At 55.1% G+C, this 19195-nt stretch carries 22 protein-coding genes; 7 read left to right on the forward strand and 15 right to left on the reverse strand.

The genetic code is table 11. The annotated features are described in order from the left end of the window. Positions 1-2 precede the first annotated feature (2 nt). The 5 genes from hydG to E3E28_RS08830 all read right to left on the reverse strand — a co-directional run bounded on the left by hydG (position 3) and on the right by E3E28_RS08830 (position 4910). A complete protein-coding gene (gene hydG, locus E3E28_RS08810) occupies positions 3-887 on the reverse strand; it encodes an NADPH-dependent hydrogenase/sulfhydrogenase 1 subunit gamma (RefSeq protein ID WP_167914781.1) in 885 nt (294 codons plus the stop codon). Next, the gene (gene hydB / locus E3E28_RS08815; protein ID WP_167915373.1) at positions 884-1987 is read right to left on the reverse strand and encodes an NADPH-dependent hydrogenase/sulfhydrogenase 1 subunit beta; all 1104 of its coding nucleotides are present in this window, start codon (positions 1985-1987) and stop codon (positions 884-886) included. Before hydB ends, hydG begins: the two co-directional genes overlap by 4 nt. 188 nt (positions 1988-2175) lie before the next feature. Continuing rightward, entirely contained in the window at positions 2176-2340 is a 165-nt protein-coding gene (locus E3E28_RS08820; protein WP_042689456.1) for a hypothetical protein, read from the reverse strand. 39 nt (positions 2341-2379) lie between these two features. Continuing rightward, the gene (locus E3E28_RS08825; RefSeq protein ID WP_167914782.1) at positions 2380-4260 is read right to left on the reverse strand and encodes an ABC transporter substrate-binding protein; all 1881 of its coding nucleotides are present in this window, start codon (positions 4258-4260) and stop codon (positions 2380-2382) included. 83 nt (positions 4261-4343) lie between these two features. After that, complete coding sequence (locus tag E3E28_RS08830) at positions 4344-4910, reverse strand: CBS domain-containing protein (RefSeq protein WP_167914783.1); 567 nt, start codon at positions 4908-4910, stop codon at positions 4344-4346. Positions 4911-4974: 64 nt separating this feature from the next. Here E3E28_RS08830 and E3E28_RS08835 point away from each other — a divergent pair, with 64 nt between their 5' ends. Then, a complete protein-coding gene (locus E3E28_RS08835; RefSeq protein ID WP_167914784.1) occupies positions 4975-5148 on the forward strand; it encodes a hypothetical protein in 174 nt (57 codons plus the stop codon). Between the two features lie 19 nt (positions 5149-5167). Here the strand turns inward: E3E28_RS08835 and E3E28_RS08840 are convergent, their stop codons facing one another. Both E3E28_RS08840 and E3E28_RS08845 read right to left on the reverse strand, forming a co-directional pair. Then, on the reverse strand, positions 5168-6034 hold the full coding sequence (locus E3E28_RS08840) for a DMT family transporter (RefSeq protein ID WP_167914785.1): 867 nt from the start codon (positions 6032-6034) through the stop codon (positions 5168-5170). 159 nt (positions 6035-6193) lie between these two features. Beyond that, on the reverse strand, positions 6194-7888 hold the full coding sequence (locus E3E28_RS08845) for a hypothetical protein (RefSeq protein WP_167915374.1): 1695 nt from the start codon (positions 7886-7888) through the stop codon (positions 6194-6196). A 117-nt stretch (positions 7889-8005) separates the two neighbouring features. Between E3E28_RS08845 and E3E28_RS08850 the strand changes: the two genes are divergently transcribed. Next, the gene (locus E3E28_RS08850) at positions 8006-9469 is read left to right on the forward strand and encodes a DHH family phosphoesterase (protein WP_167915375.1); all 1464 of its coding nucleotides are present in this window, start codon (positions 8006-8008) and stop codon (positions 9467-9469) included. Here the strand turns inward: E3E28_RS08850 and E3E28_RS08855 are convergent. The 5 genes from E3E28_RS08855 to E3E28_RS08875 are packed head-to-tail and all read right to left on the reverse strand — an operon-like array spanning position 9466 to position 12079. Beyond that, on the reverse strand, positions 9466-9675 hold the full coding sequence (locus E3E28_RS08855; RefSeq protein WP_167915376.1) for a PRC-barrel domain-containing protein: 210 nt from the start codon (positions 9673-9675) through the stop codon (positions 9466-9468). The genes E3E28_RS08850 and E3E28_RS08855 overlap by 4 nt on opposite strands. A gap of 44 nt (positions 9676-9719) precedes the next feature. Continuing rightward, on the reverse strand, positions 9720-10256 hold the full coding sequence (locus tag E3E28_RS08860) for a hypothetical protein (RefSeq protein WP_167914786.1): 537 nt from the start codon (positions 10254-10256) through the stop codon (positions 9720-9722). Further along, entirely contained in the window at positions 10253-10888 is a 636-nt protein-coding gene (locus E3E28_RS08865) for a DUF120 domain-containing protein (RefSeq protein ID WP_167914787.1), read from the reverse strand. The genes E3E28_RS08860 and E3E28_RS08865 overlap by 4 nt, the downstream gene beginning before the upstream one ends. Then, entirely contained in the window at positions 10885-11466 is a 582-nt protein-coding gene (locus E3E28_RS08870) for an endonuclease V (RefSeq protein WP_167914788.1), read from the reverse strand. Before E3E28_RS08870 ends, E3E28_RS08865 begins: the two co-directional genes overlap by 4 nt. Beyond that, a complete protein-coding gene (locus E3E28_RS08875) occupies positions 11459-12079 on the reverse strand; it encodes a haloacid dehalogenase (RefSeq protein WP_167914789.1) in 621 nt (206 codons plus the stop codon). The genes E3E28_RS08870 and E3E28_RS08875 overlap by 8 nt, the downstream gene beginning before the upstream one ends. 332 nt (positions 12080-12411) lie before the next feature. On the opposite strand from E3E28_RS08875, the gene E3E28_RS08880 reads away from it, so the two are divergent. Continuing rightward, positions 12412-13629: a methionine adenosyltransferase gene (locus E3E28_RS08880; protein WP_167915377.1), complete on the forward strand. Its 1218-nt coding sequence runs from the start codon at positions 12412-12414 to the stop codon at positions 13627-13629. Positions 13630-13672: 43 nt separating this feature from the next. Here E3E28_RS08880 and E3E28_RS08885 read toward each other — a convergent pair whose 3' ends face one another. Next, a complete protein-coding gene (locus E3E28_RS08885; protein WP_099210581.1) occupies positions 13673-13885 on the reverse strand; it encodes a hypothetical protein in 213 nt (70 codons plus the stop codon). A gap of 127 nt (positions 13886-14012) precedes the next feature. On the opposite strand from E3E28_RS08885, the gene E3E28_RS08890 reads away from it, so the two are divergent. Both E3E28_RS08890 and E3E28_RS08895 read left to right on the forward strand, forming a co-directional pair. After that, positions 14013-14660 (forward strand): metallophosphoesterase, encoded by a 648-nt coding sequence (locus E3E28_RS08890; RefSeq protein WP_167914790.1) that lies wholly within the window; start codon positions 14013-14015, stop codon positions 14658-14660. A gap of 142 nt (positions 14661-14802) precedes the next feature. Next, a complete protein-coding gene (locus E3E28_RS08895) occupies positions 14803-15264 on the forward strand; it encodes a hypothetical protein (protein WP_167914791.1) in 462 nt (153 codons plus the stop codon). Here the strand turns inward: E3E28_RS08895 and E3E28_RS08900 are convergent. After that, positions 15261-16430: a pyridoxal phosphate-dependent aminotransferase gene (locus E3E28_RS08900; RefSeq protein ID WP_167915378.1), complete on the reverse strand. Its 1170-nt coding sequence runs from the start codon at positions 16428-16430 to the stop codon at positions 15261-15263. The genes E3E28_RS08895 and E3E28_RS08900 overlap by 4 nt on opposite strands. A 94-nt stretch (positions 16431-16524) precedes the next feature. Then, positions 16525-17673 (reverse strand): DUF763 domain-containing protein, encoded by a 1149-nt coding sequence (locus E3E28_RS08905; RefSeq protein WP_167914792.1) that lies wholly within the window; start codon positions 17671-17673, stop codon positions 16525-16527. Positions 17674-17837: 164 nt separating this feature from the next. Here E3E28_RS08905 and serK point away from each other — a divergent pair, with 164 nt between their 5' ends. Together serK and E3E28_RS08915 are read left to right on the forward strand one after the other, a co-directional pair. Continuing rightward, on the forward strand, positions 17838-18566 hold the full coding sequence (gene serK / locus E3E28_RS08910) for an L-serine kinase SerK (protein WP_167914793.1): 729 nt from the start codon (positions 17838-17840) through the stop codon (positions 18564-18566). A gap of 165 nt (positions 18567-18731) precedes the next feature. Next, the gene (locus tag E3E28_RS08915) at positions 18732-19163 is read left to right on the forward strand and encodes a DUF835 domain-containing protein (RefSeq protein ID WP_167914794.1); all 432 of its coding nucleotides are present in this window, start codon (positions 18732-18734) and stop codon (positions 19161-19163) included. Positions 19164-19195 lie beyond the last annotated feature (32 nt).

The following is a 19195-nucleotide window of genomic DNA, read 5'->3' on the forward strand; positions in this document are numbered from 1 at the left end:
CCTCAGTCCAGCAGGCCGGGCGTTGATATTATGTCGAAGTAGCCGAAGACCGGGCCATCTTTGCAGATGTACTTCCAGCTCGTGCTCGTTCCGGCAACGCAGTGGCCACACTTTCCTATTCCGCACTTCATCTTCCTCTCCAGCGTCACGTAGATGTTCTCCGGGCGGTAGCCGTAGTTGATGAGGGCCTCGAAGACCGACTTGTACATCCTCGGCGGACCGCAGATAGCCACTGCCGTCTTCTTCGGGTTGGTGTTGGCCTCGACTATGAACTTCTGGGGCCTTCCGTGCCTTCCGGGCCAGTCGGGGTCGCGCGTAACGCTCTGGATTATCTTGACGTTCTCGGCCTCGGCCAAATCCTTCATGGCTTCGAGCTCCTTGTAGAAGAGCAGGTCCTTGCCGTAGCGGGCGGTGTTGATGAAGGTTATGTTGCCGTACTTCCAGCGGTTGTCCATCGCGTAGAGGAAGACGCTCCTCAGCGGTGCCGTTCCGAGACCCGCCGCTATGAGGAGTAAGTCCATGCCCTCCCAGTCATCGACCGGGAAGCCGTTGCCGTACGGCCCGCGGACGAGAACTGTATCGCCTGGCTGGAGCCTGTGGACGACGGTGGTGACCCTTCCAGCTTTTCTTATGCACAGCTCGAAGAAGCCCCTCCTCATCGGCGAGGAGCAGATGCTTATCGGGACCTCACCAACTCCTGGTATAGTTAGCTGGACGAACTGGCCGGGTTTGAACGTCCAAGTCTCGGCTATCTCGGGGTCCTCGAAGCGGAAGAGGAAGAGCTTCTCCGTATCGGTGAGCTTGTAAACCCTGAGGACTTTAGCCCGGTGGAGGGCGTAGGGGTTATCGTCGGGCATCATAATCTCCTTGGGAACGACCTCGCTCATACGTCCTCACCCCTTATGTTTTCGGCGTAGGCGAACCCCTTCTTCGGTATCTCCTCGGCTATCTTGGCCGGGCAAGAGCGCTCCTCAAGGCCGAGGATGACGCGCAGGTTGCGAACGAAGCTTATCCCGGCGGGACAGAACGCAGTACAGCGACCGCAACCGACGCAGAAGCTCAACCCAAGCTTCTCGTTATAGGAGTTCTTACAGAGGTAGCGGTTCATGAAGCGGTCCTTTTTTGTGGGCCTGAAGTTGTGGCCTCCGGCAACGAGGCCGTGGCTCCTGAACTGGCAGGAATCCCAGCGCCTCTCGCGGTAGCCGGTTACGCCGTCGAGGTTGACTATGTCCTGCACCTCGTAGCACCTGCACGTTGGACAGGTCGTGTTGCATATTCCACAGGCGAGGCACTTTTCGCTCTCTTCCTCCCACATCGGGTGCTCCATCTCAAGCTCGAGCAGGTAGCGCAGGTCTCCCCAGTCCTCGTGGTACTTGAAGGCCTCGCTCCTCTTCCTCTCGAACTCCCTGAAGGCGCAGATGTCCTCTGTGGTGACCTCCTCGAAGAGCTTGATGTTCTTGTCAACTATCCTGTGTCCCTTGGGCGAGCCAACTCTCACCAGCCAGCCGTCGGGGAGCTCGTGGAAGAACAGGTCGAAGCCGTCATCGGCGAAATCCGTCTCGCGGAGGTTGCAGAAGCAGTACTCGTCCGGCATACAGCTGATTCCTATTATGATTCCCTTCTCCCTGCGAACTTTGTAGTACTTGTCGGGGAGCTCGTCGAGGTAAACGGTGTCGAGTATCTTGAGACCGAAGATGTCGCAGGCGTGAACGCCGAAGAGCACGAATGGCTCGACGTCCTCGATGGTCTCCCTGTACTCCGGCTTGCTGAGGTCGAACTCGAAGAGCTTCTCCCTCGGCTTGAAGAAGAACTTCTTCGGGGGCATTATCGTTCTCGTGTAGTGGAATTCCACCTTCCTGACGTCGTCAACTTCGCGGAAGTCGTAGAACTTCTCCGATATCTTGACCGGGGCATAAAGCCTTCCCCACTCCTTGAGCCTTTCAAGGAAGGCGTAGGTGTTTTCCCTTGGCAGTTTAACGTATCTCAACCCCACCACCTCCGATGAACATAAACATACACACGACCATTTTTGTTCCCTCAATAGGGACTTACCCGGAGCCTAAAAAAGCGTTTTTAAACCCGAGAATTCTAAACCAAAGGTTTACATCGTTTGTTTAGCCTAACGAGAGAAGAAAACAAAAGTGCTTTAACAAAGGGCGGGTGTGTTAGGCTTTCCTAACGTCCCTTGCTGAAGCGCAGGACGAAGAACAGGATTACCATGAAGACGGTTATGTACTCGCTCCAGACAAAGGGGACGATGCCAATAACGCCGAGCGTGAAGATTATCGCAAGGATTATCACGATGACGAGCAGAACCCTGTAGACGGTTTTCCTCTCCATGACATCACCGGAAAAGAAAAAGGGGACGGGGCTTAAAAATCAGCCGGTTGCGTTGGCCGTTGTATTGGTGGAGCAGACGAGGGGCTGTGGCTGGTACTTGAAGAGCTCGGGGTGAAGCAGTTCTGCCATCTCTTTGATTGCCAGCACAATCCTCGGGCTTGGCCTCTGGAAGACGTTGGGGTCGCTCACGGTGTAGACCCTTCCGTCCTTTGCCGCCTTTATCGTCGAGAGCGGGCCCGAGCAGAATATCTTCGGGTCAACGTAGGCAGAGGCTATAATCACCACGTCGGGGTTCCTCGCCACAACCTCTTCCTCGCTCACGGCTTTCCAGCCGGTAACGTCCTCGAAGGCGTTCTTACCGCCGGCAATCTGGATTATGCTGTTGGCGAAGGTGTCCTTTCCGGCTATCCAGTAACCGTTGTATGTGCTGACGAGGTACATCACGCTCGGCCTGCTCGCGTTGGCGACGAGACCCTCGATGTAGCTTATCTGGGCCTTCATCTCCGCCACGACGAGAGTTGCTTGCTCCTCCCTGTTGAGAACCTTTCCGAGGAGCTCAACCTGCTGGTAGATTCCGTCGATGCTCTTCGGGTCTACGATTACCACCGGGGCAATCTTTTCAAGGCTCTCCAGGAAGCCCTGCTTGTAGAAGACCGCGTTGTCGGCTATAATCAGGTCAGGCTTGAGCTTTGCAATCTCCTCAAGGTTCGCGTAGGCTCCGTAGCCACCGACCTTGGTGATGTTCTTAACGGCTGGAGGCCAGTCTGCGTACTTCGTGACACCAACGAGCTTGTCGCCGGCTCCGAGGTAGAATATCGTCTCGGTTATGCTCGGGGCGAGTGAGACAATCCTCTGGGGCTCCTTCGGGATTGTAACGGTCCTGTTGGCCATGTCCTTAATCGTGAGCGGATAACTTGTCTTGAATGCATCGGGGTGGAGAATTCTCGCCATGGTCTCGATTCCGCGGATTAGCCTCGGGCTTGGGTGGATAAGGTCGTTCTCGTTCTCAATCATGTAAACGTGGCCGTTCTTCACCGCGTTGGTTCCGGCGAAGAGCTTGTATGCCTCCTCTACGGTCATGCCACAGTGGGGGGTGAGTATTATGACGTCCGGGTTCCTTGCGAGAACCTCCTCAAGGCTGACCTGGGGCCAGTTTTTGGTGTCGTTGAAGATGTTAACTCCACCGGCGATGCTGATGACGTCGCTTATGAAGGTGTTTCCGCCGGCGGTCATAAGGGGCTTGTTCCAGACGACGTAGAAGACCTTAACCTTCGGCTGGTCTTTCATGAGCTCCTTCATTGCATCGACCTTGGCGTTGAACTCGTCGATGACCTCTTTGGCCTTATCCTCCCTGTTGAAGACCTTCCCGAGAAGCTCTATGGCCCGGGGTATCTGGTCGAGGCTCTTCGGGGCGACGATTATAACCGGCGCAATTTTCTCGAGGCTCTCAAGGTAGCCCTGCTTGTAGAGAACGGCGTTGTCCGCTATGATTAAATCTGGCTTGAGGCTCGCTATCTTCTCGAGGCTTGCGTAGGCTCCGTAGCCACCGACTGAGGTTATGTTCTTGACCTCTGGAGGCCAGTCCTCGTAACCGGTATCTCCGACAACCCTGTTGAGCAGGCCGAGGTAGTAGAGGTCCTCAGTAATGGCCGGTGCGAGGGAAACAACGCGCTTCGGTTCCTCCTTGATTGTGACAGTCCTGTTCGCGAAGTCCTTGACCGTTATCGGGTAGTAGCTCTTCTCCATCTGGGTCGTGCTGGAACTGGTGACCTGGCTCGTCGTTGAGGTCGTTGAGCTGGTTGGTGTAGCTGTGGTCGAGGGAGATGAGGTTGAGCTCGTGCTCTCATTTGAGGCGATACAGCCCGTCGCTACAACAGCTCCCAGCAGGAGCAGGACGACGAGGAGTGCGGTTCTCTTCATGTTTATCACCTGGACGTTTTGTCCGGATTAAATGTCCAGGTGTGTTGAGAAAAGGGTTTTTTAAGGTTGTGGATGTCTGCCGATTACGTCCTGCCTGTCCGGAAGAGGTCAACCCTCGTGATGATTCCGACTATCTTGCCCTCCCTGTTCTGGACGAGAACCGCTGGATTGTCCTCAAGGAGGTATTTAACGACCTCCAAATCCTCGTCCTCGTTAACTATCGGGAAAGGCTCCTCCATTACCTCCATGACCTTGCAATCGTAGATGTCCTCGTATTCGAGGCTCTGCCTCACGAGAGTTCGCTCGGTTACAGAGCCAACCACCTTGTTTCCAGAAACGACGGGAATCTGTGAGATGTTGTGTTCGTTCATCAGCTTGATGACCTTCTCAACCTTCTCGTAGGGCTTGACGAAGATTACCGGCGATGACATAACGTCCCTCGCCCTGGGCTGGGCCTTCTTGCACTCAAGTAATGCCTGGAGAATTCGATTCAGGGTTGAGAGCCTCGGGTCAACTTTACCGGCCTCGAGCTTCGCTATGTAAGCCTGCGTTACTCCGGCTTTTCTGGCGAGCTCCTCCTGCGTTATGCCGAGCTCCTTTCGAATTCGCTTGATTTCCCTGGGGTCAATCGGCCGGGGGATGACCACCATAAATAACCACCGGTTATTAAACCGGCTAAGGGGTTATAAGCCTTCCTCAGAAGGGCGTCGAATTGTGGGCCGGGCACAGAGGCCCGCGCTCATTCGCTCACGCGGGTGGATGCTCCCGGCCCTGTGGGCTCGGCGTGAGCACGCTCCGCTCATCGAACCCGACTACCTCGCGGAGGCGGGAAAACCGAGCCCGTGCGAGGAGACGAGTTGTCCCCTCGCTGTCGGCGATGAAGAATAAGGCGGGGGACTTAAAAGCTTTAGCCGATGGATATGAGAATCACGCCGAGGACCGCCAAGATAAGTCCCTCAAATATCCTCGCGTTCGGCTTCTCCTTCAGCAGGAGAACCGCGAGCAGGGACGCTATTATCGGGTTTATCGCCGAGACTGGAGCGGCTATCGGCGAGCCAACGAGGGAGACCGAGTAGACGAAGAGGTACTGTCCAAGGATTAGGCCGAGAACCGCCGCACCGACGAGGACGAGGGCTTCCCTCCTGCTTATCCTCCTTACCTCCTCCCCGTACCTCGGGAGGAAGACCGAGACCCCAAGGGCCGCGAAGACCATCCTAACTCCCGCCAGCTGGAGCGAGGGTATGCTCTTCGTCAGGTAGTCCATTATCGTTATGGCGACGCTCCACGAGATTGGGGCCACGAAGGCGAAGATGAAACCGAGCCTATCCGCGTGCTCCTCTTCCTCTGCCCTCTTGACGATTATTATCGCGAGAACGACGAGGACCGCTCCGATGATTACGTGGGGCTTGACGCTCCTGCCGAGGAAGAGTATCGCCCACAGGATTGCCCAGAGTGGATACGTGGAGGTTATGGGCACGGTTCTTGACACGCCCATTCTCTTCAGGGCGTTGAAGTAGAAGTAGTCACCGATAACGAAGCCGAACTGGGCGGATATGAAGGCCAAGATGAGCAACCTCGCGGGGAGCTTAAAGACGCTCAGGTTCCCGGTGAGCGCGAAGATGAGCAGGAAGAGAGTTGAGGCAACATAGAGCCTGAATATGTTGGCCCCTATGGGGGAGAGCCTCCTAAGCCCTACCCTAACGAGTATGGTTGATGAGGCCCATGAGAAGGCCGACGCGAGGGCGAGGAGGACTCCAAGGATTAGCGTTTGCATGGTTCTCGCTCAGGGTGAAGCCTTAAAAAATTAGCGCTTTAACGTTTAGATGAAAGTATGAAAAAGGCCTTAATAATCACGCGCCAACTATCGGCGATGATGACCTCGGCAGGGCTGACGTCAGGATGATGACGATCTTGAGTGCTGAAAATGGAAAGGTCAGCGGAGGATTACGTTTATTTTCTTTGGCTTGATGGAGACGCTGTATTCCCTTGAAACGTCGCGGATGATTCTGTTTATTGTCTCGGTTATGTCCCTCTTTATCCTCTCGTCCGAAACGCCCGAGTACGCGCCGAAGAGACCGCCAACGCTCTCCTTGACGAAAGAGGCTTCGATATCAACGTAAACCGTCGAGCCCTGAATCTCGTGGTTGAGCTTGAGCCACTTGAAGGTAACCCTTGGTATGAGCTTGAGCTCGGCGTGGATTCTGTTCTTGAGGGTTTCAATGGCCGGTTCAATCCTGCTCCTCAGGAGGGTTTCCTCTGCCTCCTTCTTCTTGACCTCCGTCAGTGGTGCCAGCTCGTCTATTCCCGCCTCCTTGAGGAGTTTCTCGACTTCCTTTTCGAGGAGCTCTTTCTTGGCCAGTATCTCGGCCGCCTTGCCCGTTGCGACTGTCTTTTTGGTTGGTGCAGGCTTGGTTAGGGACTTCTCCACGAGTTCAACTTCCACGTTGTGGACCGAGATGTATCGGTTTATTGAGCTTGAAAGTTCCTTGGCGTGCCTGGTGAGAATCGTCCTGATTGTTTTCTCCGTTGTTGCCTTGTCAAAGGGGCCCTCAACAGCTATTGAGAGGTTTATCTCGAGTTCTCTCCTTCCCTTGATGTCAAAGTAGGCTTTGGTGACCTTCATTCCGGCGGTTTCAAGCTCTTTGACAACGGTTCTCGCGAAGTTGCTGAAGTACGGCCACACGTCCTCGAGCACGGATAGCTGAATTCTGCCGTCCTTCGTGACCGCTCCGGTCTTCTTCTTGTCCTTCTCGACTATCTCCTGGGGCCTGGCCTCCTCGCCATTGAGAACCACGCTTATGTCCCTGAGTATCGGCTTGTGCTCGGCCTCTCTGAGGATTATCGGTGCATGCTTGCTGACTATGTGGAACAGCCTCTTCTCTGCAATCTCAAGGCTTCTCTTGTCTGTGCTCTCGGAGCTTCCGTAGACCCTGACGTTTAAGTAGACGACGCCTTCACCAACGTTGGCGTCGAACTCTATCCTGTTTATCGAAACTCCCCGTATCCTGTTCGCCTCTTTGATGATGTTCTCGGCGTACTTCTTGAAGGCCTCCTCGGGAAGCGTTCCGCCCGTGAAGTTGACGACTATCTCGGGCTTGCCACTCGTCTGCCGTGGGGCGGGTTTCTCGATGGGCTGTGGTGCCGGCGGTGCCTTTGCCTCTTCCCGAACTTCCTCTCTGGGCTTCTCCTCTTGGGCGGGAGCCGGTTGTGGTTTTGGAGCCTCCACTCGCGGTGGCTGGACGGGTCCCCCTGAGAAGAGCTCGTCCAGGGGTATCTTTGGGGTCTCGGAGTAAACGTCAAGGTTCTCGGCTATTGAGAGCTTCATTTCAATCTCGTCGAGGGAGTAAACGTCAACGACCATTGGTCTGCCGAGCAGGGATTTGAGAAGGTTTACAGCGTCCTCTCCAATCAAGGTCTGCTTATTGTCAACGACAAGGCATTCTACCGCTAAAATCTTTGAACTGTCGAAGAGAACAGTTATGTAGTACTTGGCGTTCTTGTCCTTGGCGAATATCTTGAGGAAGGCCCCCTTGCCCTCTGCAAGGGCTTTTCTGATGAGCCCGTTGAGCTCGTCCGCAGACGTTACCACGACGTTCTCGACGAGCGGTGCCTTGTCCGGTAACTGCATCTCCACCACCATTAGCTATATATATCTCTATCCGCCTAAAGAACTCGGAAGGAATTCACGGCTTAGTATATCAAAGCCCCTATTTAAACATTGTTGTGCAGAAAGCGGGTGATGCTGATGAGAATCCTCATCCTCGGTGGTGGGGCCCTCGGACGTTCAATTGCCGAGGCTCTCAAGGGAGAATTCGACGTTGTCATCGTGGAGAAGGACGAAATACGCGCACGGGCCCTGGAGGAGAGCGGTTTCCACGTGGTCCAGGGCGATTTCTCCTACACAGCCACCCTCCTGAAAGCTGGAGTTGAGAAGTCTGAACTCGTAATAATCACAACCATGGACGTTAATACAATCAAGAAAACGGTCTACGTAATCCGGACCAACAACAAGGAGGTTCCCATCCTCACCGTTCTTCCCGATGAAATCAGCCTTGAGGAGCTTACCGAAAGCATAAAGGAGAGTTTTGAAGCCGACGTCAAAGTGGATTATGCCATCTCCCCGAGAACCGCCCTGCGGGACGCGCTCATCGGTATGGTGAAGCACATCGGTGAGCGGAAGAACGTCAACCTTCTCGTGAAGAAGCTCCGCGAGTTAAAGAACGAGAGCGATTCCCTTCTCATCGTCATGCACGACAACCCCGACCCGGATTCCCTCGCGAGTGCCGCCGCGCTGAGCGTCATAGCCCAGACCCTTGGATTCAAGACAAAGATAGTCCACGGGGGAGAGATAACTCACCACGAGAACCGGGCCTTTGTAAACCTCCTCGGAATCGAGGTCACGCGCGTCTCAAGGGGTTCCTACGAGCTGAAACGCTACCCGTTCATAGCGCTCGTTGACTGCCAGCCGAACGGAAACCTAACAATCCTTGAAAGCTCCGACTACGGCAGGATTAAAATCGTCATAGACCACCACCAGGTTCTCCAGCACCTCTCGGACGTTCTTCCCGATGATGCGTTCCTTGATATTCGGCCCGACGTTAACTCCGCCTCGTCAATTCTGGTCGAGTACCTCAGGGGGCTCAACATCTCCGTTTCGCCACCGCTCGCAACTGCCCTCTTCTACGGAATCTACATAGACACCAAGAAGTTCTCGAAGCTGAGCCCGGTTGACCTCAAGGCGATAGAGTTCCTGGCCGGTAAAGTTGACTACGAGCTCCTCGACAAGATTGAGCACCCTGACATAAGCACGGAAACGGCAGAAATCCTTGCGAGGGCCATAATGCACAGAAGGATTTACAAGAACGTTATAATAAGCAACGTGGGGTTCATAACCAACCGCGACGCCCTCGCGGAAGCCGCTGACTTCCTCCTCCGCCTTGAGGGGATAACAACGGTTCTCGTCTTCGGCATAGTGGACGACAAGATTGAGATTTCCGCAAGGACGAGGGACGTCAGGGTGAACATCGGCGCGGTGATGAAGGAGGCCTTCGGCGAGATGGGAAGCGGTGGCGGTCACGCCAGGGCCGGTGGCGCGAGGATAAGCCTCGGAATCTTCAAGCTCGCCAAGGACAAGAACTCCCTGCTGAAGCTCGTGGAAGAAGCCGTCACGGAAAGGTTCTTGGAGGCATTAAAGGTGAAAGAGGGTTAACCCTCCTTCGCCTTCACGAGGACGATGTCGCCAATGGCAGTAACGCGGTCGTAGGGAACTCCGACCTTTTCACCGGGCAGGACGAGCGCGAGAACCTTTCCCCTTCCCTGGTCAATGTCGATTAGAACTTCGTCAACGTAACCAACGTAGTAGCCCTTTGTGTTGTAAATCTGCTTACCGTAAAGCTTTGAAAGCCTCATCACCATTTCAATCACCGCCTTAGGTTATCAATGAGCATATTTAAGCGTTGCTACTTTCCTTTCCTGCCGAAGTTTCTGAACTTCTCGAAGCCCCACCTGCCGAGCGCTCCGAAGAAGGTGAGCGCCATCGCACTGCCGGTGACGATGAGTATCGCGGTAACCCCGTGCTCGACCGACTGCAGGGGGCCGTAGTCCTTCAGGAGGAGCAGGACCGCAGACGCCCCTCCAAGGTACGTCGCGGGGCTTAGAAGGGCGTCCGTGAAGTTCGTGGGCTTGATGAAGAGGCTCGTCCCGAGGACGATTCCAAGCATAACGTTGGCGAAGGTCGCGTTTATTCCCCGGTTCGCCCACCAGAGGGCGAGGGCGAGCGTCACAACCGCGCCGAGGACGAAGGAAACGGCCGAAGTCCGGAAGTCCCATTCTTCGTCGGCCCTCAGGCCGAGAATGGCCCCAATGATGAGACCCACGTAGATTGCGTAGGCGAAGAGCTGGTTTTCGTAGGGCCCGTAGGCGAAGACCGCCAGCAGGAAGCCGAAGAAGGCACCAACCCCTGCAAAAGTTAGAGTTGCCCCGACATTGACCTTCATTCTACCACCTCAATCCTAATCCTGTCCCCATCGTTGAGGCCGAGCTTTTCCCTCAGGTTTACCGGTGCCACTATCTCGGCGATTTTGGGAGGATGGACTGTTCTTGAGGGTATGACTATCGCCCCCTCAACGCCGTCAATCCTCACGCGGTAAGCCTTGACGTCGCCAAAGGTCCGGCCTTCTCTCGTGAAGCCGGGAATAACAACAGGCCTCGCGTTGCAGAGGGCATCGAAGACCGTCTTCGGAAAGAGAACTCGGACGTTCAGCGTTCCGGGATAGGGCTCAAATCCAAGGTACTCCCTAATCAGGGGCGCGTACTGCCTGACGTAGTAGGCACCCTCCCCGAGGCCCGAAACGACCTCCCCCACAATCACACCGGTTGAGAGGGCCTTTGAAATCTCGTCACAGAGCTTCTGGAGGAAGCTCGCACCCTCCGGCGTCACCTCTATGAGGGTCTTCTTGCCCTCCACCTTTCTCTCGATTAATCCATCTTCCTCCATCTCCCGGAGGAGCCTTAAAACGGTTTGAGGCGAGACTCCGAGCTCGTCAGCGAGCTCCCTTACGGTAACCCTCGTCATCTTCCCTACCGCTCCTCTTCTCGCGAGGAAAACGAGGAGTTTTATGTTCTTCATCTTCTCACCTTCGAGAGCTTGTCGGCAATTCTGAGCGGTTTTGGATAGCCTTCGCCAAGTGCCTTCACGATCTCAACCGCCGACCTCAAATCGACAAGATGTCCGACGCTTACATAAGCTTTTCCTACCCTTTCGTAGAGGTTCTCCGGCACACCGCGGAGCGGTCTCTTCGCCACGCCGATGACGGGCCTTCCGAGGATTAGTCCGATATGAGAGGCCAGCCCGTAGCGTCTCGGGTGCGCCTTTCCGTGGCCTTCCACGAGAAGAACGTCGAAGTCCGCGTTTTTGACGACCCTCAAAACGGGCATCGTCTCCCTGAGGAAGAAATAGGTGGGGATGTAGGGAACGGTCACCTTGACCCTAACCGTTCTCGTCTCGATTGGCTCGCATTCTGGAAAGGTGCATATTACGAGGACCGAGACTGCATCGTTCCCCCGGTAGGAGACGTCAACCGCTCCAACGGTCTTCACCCTGCTGAGGTCGAGCGGTCTCTCGACTATCCTTTTTGAGAGCCTCGCCTGGGCCTTGGCTATCTTTTTGAGTTTTTCAGTAATTATGTAATTCGTTAATTCAGTCATTCTTTAAGGCCTTCTCAAGTTTCTCCTCAAGGCTCCTGTTGAGCTTGGCCCTCGTGAGGTCCTCAAGGGTTCTCTCCAGGGCGTAGCGGGCCTGGTCCTGTTTCTGCCTGACGTTGACCAGTCCCTTTGGATACTCCAGCGTTATGAGGGCGTTGTAAACCCTCTCCATCTCGCGGTAAACCGTCTCAGCGGTGTCGAGGTCTCCCTCAAGAAGCCTGTGGAGGAAATACCTCCTGAGCTCGCCTATGAAGTCCCCAACACCGAGAACGTAGTCCGCCTCGGGGACCCCGAGCTCCCCTGGGGTTGGATACGGCCTCCCGCGGACGTAGCTGAGGAGGAGGGACGCTTCAACGAACTCCTGATGGGCGGTCTGAACGTAGCCGGAGTAGTAGAGGTCGGGATGGTTTTTCAGCGTTTCCCTCAGCAGTTCCACTCGCTTTCCGGCTTCACTCAGCCTTTCCTCCGCGAGGTTTAGCTCGTTCCGGTGGACGGCCTTGACAGCGTCCCCGCTGAGCCTCACTATTTCCCTCGTGACCTTGAGCGCCTCCTCCCTCAGGGAATCCTTCTCATCGAGAACTTTTCTGACTGACTCGATTATCTCCTCTATCTCCATGTTCCCACCGGAGGGAGTTGGAGAAGGGACTTAAAAATGTGGGCCCGGCCCATCCCCCACCATCATCGAAGGCATAGCCATCCTCAGGCGGTCCGGAGGAGGCGGGCCCTGTCCGCCCGGCATCGTCCACGGGACCTCATCGAAGGCCCAGCCCACTCCGTCCGGCGGGCCAACCGGGCGGGACCGTCGTAGAAAATTCTTCGGCCGAAATTTTAAGACTTTCGAAGTTAATAACTCCCAGGAATGTTAGTTTTCCTAATTCATGCCGAAAATTATATAAGCAGTTCACCAGACCCGGCTTTGCTAAGTTAAAAGCAGAGGTGGTGACGCTCATGGCCGAGAAGGTTAGAAACATCGTCGTTGAGGAGCTCGTCAGGACTCCGGTCGAGATGCAGGAGGTCGAGCTCGTCGAGAGGAAGGGAATAGGCCACCCCGACAGCATAGCCGATGGCATAGCCGAGGCCGTTAGCAGGGCCCTCAGCAGGGAGTACATCAAGAGATACGGCATCATCCTCCACCACAACACCGACCAGGTCGAGGTCGTTGGCGGTAGGGCCTACCCGCAGTTCGGTGGGGGCGAGGTCATCAAGCCGATTTACATCCTCCTCTCGGGAAGGGCAGTCGAGATGGTTGACCGTGAGTTCTTCCCGGTTCACGAGATAGCAATAAAGGCCGCGAAGGACTACCTCAGAAAGGCCGTCAGGCACCTTGACGTCGAGAACCACGTCATCATAGACTCCCGCATAGGGCAGGGTAGCGTTGACCTCGTTGGAGTCTTCAACAAGGCCAAGGAGAACCCGATTCCGCTCGCCAACGATACCAGCTTCGGTGTCGGCTACGCCCCGCTCAGCGAGACCGAGAAGATAGTCCTCGAAACCGAGAAGGTTCTCAACAGCGACGAGTTCAAAAAGGAGTGGCCGGCGGTTGGCGAGGACATCAAGGTCATGGGCCTCAGGAAGGGCGACGAGATTGACCTCACCATAGCTGCAGCCATAGTCGACAGCGAGGTCGCCAATCCGGACGAGTACATGGCCGTTAAGGAGGCCATCTACCAGAAGGCCAAGGAGATAGTCGAAGCCCACACCGAGAGGAAGGTCAACATCTACGTTAACACCGCCGACGACCCGAAGAACGGCATATACTACATCACCGTCACCGGAACGAGCGCCGAAGCCGGCGACGACGGTAGCGTTGGTAGAGGAAACCGCGTCAACGGGCTCATCACCCCGAACAGGCACATGAGCATGGAGGCTGCCGCTGGAAAGAACCCGGTCAGCCACGTTGGAAAGATTTACAACCTCCTCTCGATGCTCATAGCCAACGACATCGCCGAGCAGGTTGAGGGCGTCGAGGAGGTCTACGTCAGGATTCTGAGCCAGATAGGCAAGCCAATTGACGAGCCCCTTGTTGCGAGCATACAGATAATCCCGAAGAAGGGCTACTCAATTGACGTCCTCCAGAAGCCCGCCTACGAGATTGCCGACGATTGGCTCGCCAACATAACCAAGATACAGAAGATGATTCTCGACGACAAGCTGAACGTCTTCTGACTTCCTTTTTCTTCTACTGTTCTGGAATCCAAAAGTTTAGAAATCAGTAGGGGGCGCTCTGCTTCAGGGCCCTGAGGAGTTTGGCTTCCTCCTCCATTATGGCGAGCTTCTCGCTCTTAACTTTCGCGAGCTTAACGGCCACGTCCTTCTTCTGCTTGGCCATCCTAACGAGCCTTGCCTCCTCAAGAACGAGGAGCTCCTTCCTCTTCTTAACAACCTCAAGCCTCCTCTGGAGGATTGACTTAACCCTCTCCATGGTATCACCTAATCCATTAGGGGGGCCTAAACCTTATAAGGTTTTCGGTGAACGTTAAAGTTGATTTCGTCAATCAGCGAAGTAAAACTTAAGCGTATCGGGTCTTCTCGGTTACGGAGGTGAGAAGATGAGGCTCGTCGCGATAACAGACATTCACGGCAACGTGAAAATGAGCCGGAAGCTCGCCGAGTTAATCGTGGAGGAGAAACCGGACGCACTCCTCATAGCGGGCGACATAACCCACTTTTCGGGGGCTGAAACGGCCAGGAAAGTCCTTGAACCACTCCTTGAAACCGGCGTTCCAATACTCGCGGTTCACGGCAACTGCGACGGTAGGGACGTTCCGGAGTTGCTCGACGAACTTGGAATCTGGATTCACGACAGGAGAAGAGAGCTCAACGGGGTTGGCTTCGTTGGAGTCGGGGGTTCTAACATAACGCCTTTCAACACAATCTGGGAGCTCAGCGAGGACGAAATCCGAGAAATCCTGCTGAGGAACTACCGCCCCGGCGACGTCATCCTCTCCCACGTCCCGCCGAAAGACACGAAGGCTGACCGCGTCCACTCGGGTCTTCACGTGGGAAGTTCCGCGCTGAGAGGGTTCATCGAGGAAAAGCGACCACCGCTTGTTATCACAGGCCACATCCACGAAGCAAGGAGTATTGACAGGGTTAAGGAGACGGTAATCGTCAACCCCGGCCCGCTCTTCAGGGGCTACTACGCGGAGATAAGCTTGGATGGTAAGAACGTTGAGGTTGAGCTGAATTCCCTTTGATTGAACTTTTGTCACTTTTTCAACTTTCTTGTGGTTGTGGGTGTAGTAATTTAACAACTACTTGTATGTAATCACAAAAGTTGTTCTCCGTTCAATACCTACATAAAGAAACGTTATAATGAATTGTCTCGACCGGGACGCGGTGGTAACTGTGGAAGCGATGAGGGTGAAACTGCCTGAGGAGACCGTTAAGCGTCTCAGGTCCGATTTGATGGAGCTTAGAAGGGACATTCAGCGCCTGATGGTGATTGAAGATTACCCGCTCCTCCAGAGGCTCGAGGATAGTCCAAGCCCATCCGATTGGGCAACGTTCAGTTCCTACCTGCGGATGATTCACATCAGCGACGACGTAATTCCAGGAGAAATTCGAGATAAGATTTCGAAGCATCAAAGAAAGTTTCTCAATGTTATCAACCGGCGCCTTTCGGTTGTTGACGGGCGCTACTGGGTAACTGTCGAGAACGGGGATACACTCCTGCACCACCTTGATGAGAGGGGCAACATCCGAAAGGTCAAGCTTGGCTATGTTGATGTCCTAAACATATTGGGCGCGAGAAACGTTCACCGCGTAGTTGAGAGAATAGTAAAGAAAGGAGGGGATTAAACGAGCTTTCTCTCCCGTAGAACCTTCTCCATCCTGTCCATAGCCTCTTCGAGCTTCTCGTAAGCTGTTGCGTAGCTTATCCTTATGTAGCCCTCTCCGGCCTTTCCGAATGCCGAACCCGGAACGACCGCGACCCTGGCTTCCTTCAGCATGAGCTCGCTGAACTCCTTATCTGTTAAGCCGGTGTCCCTAATCCTTGGGAAGATGTAGAACGCTCCCTTGGGCTTCACCGTTGGTAGGCCCATCTCGTTGAGGCGCTTCCAGACGAGGTTCCTCCTCCTGTCGTACTCGTTTCTCATCTCCTCAACTGCCTTCCAGCTCCTTGGGTCGTCGAGGGCTTTTGCAGCGGCATACTGGGCGAATGTAACCGGACAGGTGGCGTTGTACATCTGGAAGCGGGTCATCTTCTCGATTATCCAAGCGGGAGCCACGACGAAGCCGAGGCGCCAGCCGGTCATGGCGAAGGTTTTGGAGAAGCCGTTTATCGTTATTGTCCGCTCGAACATGCCGTCGAGGGAGGCTATACTGTAGTTTCTTGCACCATCGTAGACGAAGTGCTCGTAAACTTCATCGCTGAAGACGATGAGGTCGTGCTCGACCGCGAAGTCTGCAATCTCCTCAAGGTCCTTCTTAGTCAGAACCGCGCCGGTCGGGTTGTTGGGAGTGTTTATGATGAGCGCCCGGGTTTTGTCGCTCACATGCTTCTCGAGGTCGTCAACGGAAAGGCGGAACTCGTTCTCCTCGTAGGTCGGAACCTCAACCGGTTTTCCGCCGGCGAGAATAACAGCTGGAGCGTAGCTGACGAACATAGGGCTTGGGATGAGGACTTCCTCTCCGTCCTTGAGGAACGTGGCGAGACCCATGAGAAAAGCCTGGTTCGCCCCGACGAGCACCATTATCTCGCTCGTAGGGTCGGCTTCGATGCCGTTCTGCTCCTTAAGTTTCCTCGATATCGCCTCGCGGAGCATCGGCAGACCTGCGTTCGGGCCGTAGTGAGTCATGCCCTTATCAAGGGCCTCCTTGGCGTACTCTTTTATATGCTCCGGCGTGTCAAAATCTGGTTCGCCGATTCCAAGTGATATGAGACCCTCAACGCCCTGGGCAAGGTCGAAGAGCTTTCTAATCTCAGAAGGGTTGACGAGTTCGAGTCTGTCGCTCAGCGCCATGAACCTCACCGCTCTTCCTTCTCGGCGATGTTTATAACCTTACCTGGGCGAAAAGATGAACATCGAAGTGCTAATATGGACGTTAAAGTATACCTTAGGGTGTTGGGGTTTTCTCCTCGCTAGGGAACTTCCAGTTCCGTGTAATCTTCGCGACGTTTCTAACGAGTGCCCGTTCCTCGCGGTTCCTCTCGACGAGCTTCTCAAGGAAAGATAGCAGGTCGTCGTAGGTTCCCCTTTCAACCGGGAACGGAACGCGGTCCTTTCCGCCAACAGCGTAGGTGAACTTGAAGGGGTCCGGTGGGTGAGTCACTCTGTCCTTCCAGCTCGGTGGAGTTTCGTAGACCAGCTCGACCACGAGCGAAAGTGCCCTCAGCGTGCTCGGCCCGAGTCCTCTGAGGAGAAGGAGTTCCTCGTAGTTCCCGACGCTCAGTTCCCTCGCGAATTCAAGGGCCCTTCGGTTGAGTTCCAGCTTCCCGAGGCTCTCGTAGCGCTTTAAAATGGCCCTTTCATCGACATCCCTCGGACGGTAATAGACCAGCGGACGGTAGCCCTTCGCGAGGGCCTTTATCGTCTCAACCTCGCGCGCCACCCTTTCCGGTTCCTCACTCACGAGGTCGAGGAGCGTTCCCTGGAACTCTCTGGAGTCCTTTGAGACCGTGTTGAGGGCCAACTCGGCACGGATTCCCGCTATCGCCTTGTGGGGGTCGAGGGTGAAGGTTTCGGCGTCAAACCAGTGATAGCGCCTCGCAAGTTTGGCTTTTTCGTTCATTCCCTGCTGTATCACCGCCCAGTTGCCCTCTTCATCGAGGAAGAATGCGTGGTGGTAGAGCTGGTAGCCCGTCTGGAAGGCTACGGTGTCAACCTTCGCGACGAGCCGGGACGTTCTAATGTACGGCCCCGGGTCGAGGTCGTAGTGCTCGGCTATGGTTTTCAACTCCTCCGGTGTTCTCCTGCTCGCCTTTCCTTTGCCACCTGCCACCTTAACGCCAAGCTCTTCCCGTGAGAGGGCCTCCTTTATCATGCCCACCGTCACCGTCGTCGAGCCCGATGAATCCCAGTCCATGCCGATGAGGTTGTTGAAGGCCTGGAACCAGACCGGGTCGGAGAGCCTCTCAAGTAAGCCCCTCGTGCCGTACTCGTCAACGGCGAGAATCAAGACTAACCTCGTCAGCTTTCTCATCCTCTGGGCAAGCCACGCAGGAACGTGACCGCCGTGGAGGGGCAACTCCGCTACGTTCCTCATTGAAGTTGGATACACCTTCGGGGTTTTAACCATTATCCCAGGAGATTTTTCGGGTTTTTTGAGTAGAATCCTACGAATCTCCACAAAAGTGTTGGAGTTTTCAACGGAAAGGCTTTTTATTGAGCGATTCGATTCCCATCTGCATAGTCATGGGGGGTTTGAGAATGGGAGTTGAGAAGGTTCCGAAGTATGACATTCCGACCGTCAAGGTGGACTACGTTTTTATCGAGCTTGACAAGATGAAGCCCCACGAGCAACTCGTTCAGAAGGAGCTCGAGGACTTCATCGAGAGCGTTACCGGCTCCGGTCTCTTCTGGAAGCCGATGCTCCTCGCAAAGATTCCGGGAACGGACGAGTACCTCATCGTTGACGGCCACCACCGCTGGGCCGGCCTCCAGAAGCTTGGCGCCAAGCGCGCTCCTTCAGTCATACTCGACTACTTCAGCGACGACGTCAAGGTCTACACCTGGTATCCGGCCTTCAAGGGCGACCTCAATGAGGTTATAGAAAGGCTCAGGAAGGAGGGCCTTGAGGTCGTTGAGGACCCCGAGGCCGAGGAGAAGGCCGAGCGCGGTGAGATTGCCTTCGCCATAGTCGGCGAGAAGAGCTTCGCAATCCCCGGAGGCCTCGACGAGCAGAAGATAGTAAGCAGGGTTCTCGACGAGATGAACCAGGAGGGCAGGATAGAGCTCATCTACTACGGCCTCAAGGAGGACGCGAGGGAAGACATGGCCAAGGGCGAGATTGACTACGTCTTCATCAGGAAGGCCCCGACCAAGGAGGACGTTATGGAGCTCGTCAAGCGCGGAGAGGTCTTCTCGCCGAAAACAACGAGGCACGTGCTTCCCTTCAACCCGGACAAGATTGACGTCAAGCTCGAGGAACTCTTCTGAGTTCCAACAAGTTTTTAAATTTTGCATCTTTTATTCATTAGCTCCGATGACGATGGATTAACCGGCTGAAGTGTGATGAAATCGGCCTTGACCGAGGACGCACCTACATAACCACTTACAAAAAAGGGATATAAACTCCAACTTCCAAAGAAGGGCGGTGGGAAGATGCTGAAGGCACTTGCTCCCCTCCTCGCGGGGGCCCTTGTGGACAAGCCCGGGATGGGACATTTCAAGATAGTCCACTCCATCAAGGAGATTCCCGAAGAGAGGGCGGTCGTCATCGGCAGAGCCGGCGCGAGGGTCCCGCCAGGGTGGGAGCTCGTGACAGTGAGCGCTGCAAGGGGCTTCTTCGGCCCGAGGGAGCTCCACAGAATCCTTGAGGGCATCGTGGCGAGCCTCAAGAGCGACCCGGACAAGGCGATTGTCATAGCGTGTCCGGAGTACCTGGCGCTCCACAACGGTTTCACTGCCCTCGTGAAGTTCCTCAACGACGTCCGCGACTACGCGATTCTCATGGGGGGCAGGGTTTACCTCGTCACCGACGAGCTCGCTTGGGACCCGCGGGAGTTCGCCCTTCTGAAGAGGCTTGAGGATTAGGCCTTTAAACCCCCTCTTCCAACTTCTCTGGG

The sequence above is a fragment of the Thermococcus sp. 21S9 genome (assembly GCF_012027635.1).
GTDB lineage: Archaea > Methanobacteriota_B > Thermococci > Thermococcales > Thermococcaceae > Thermococcus.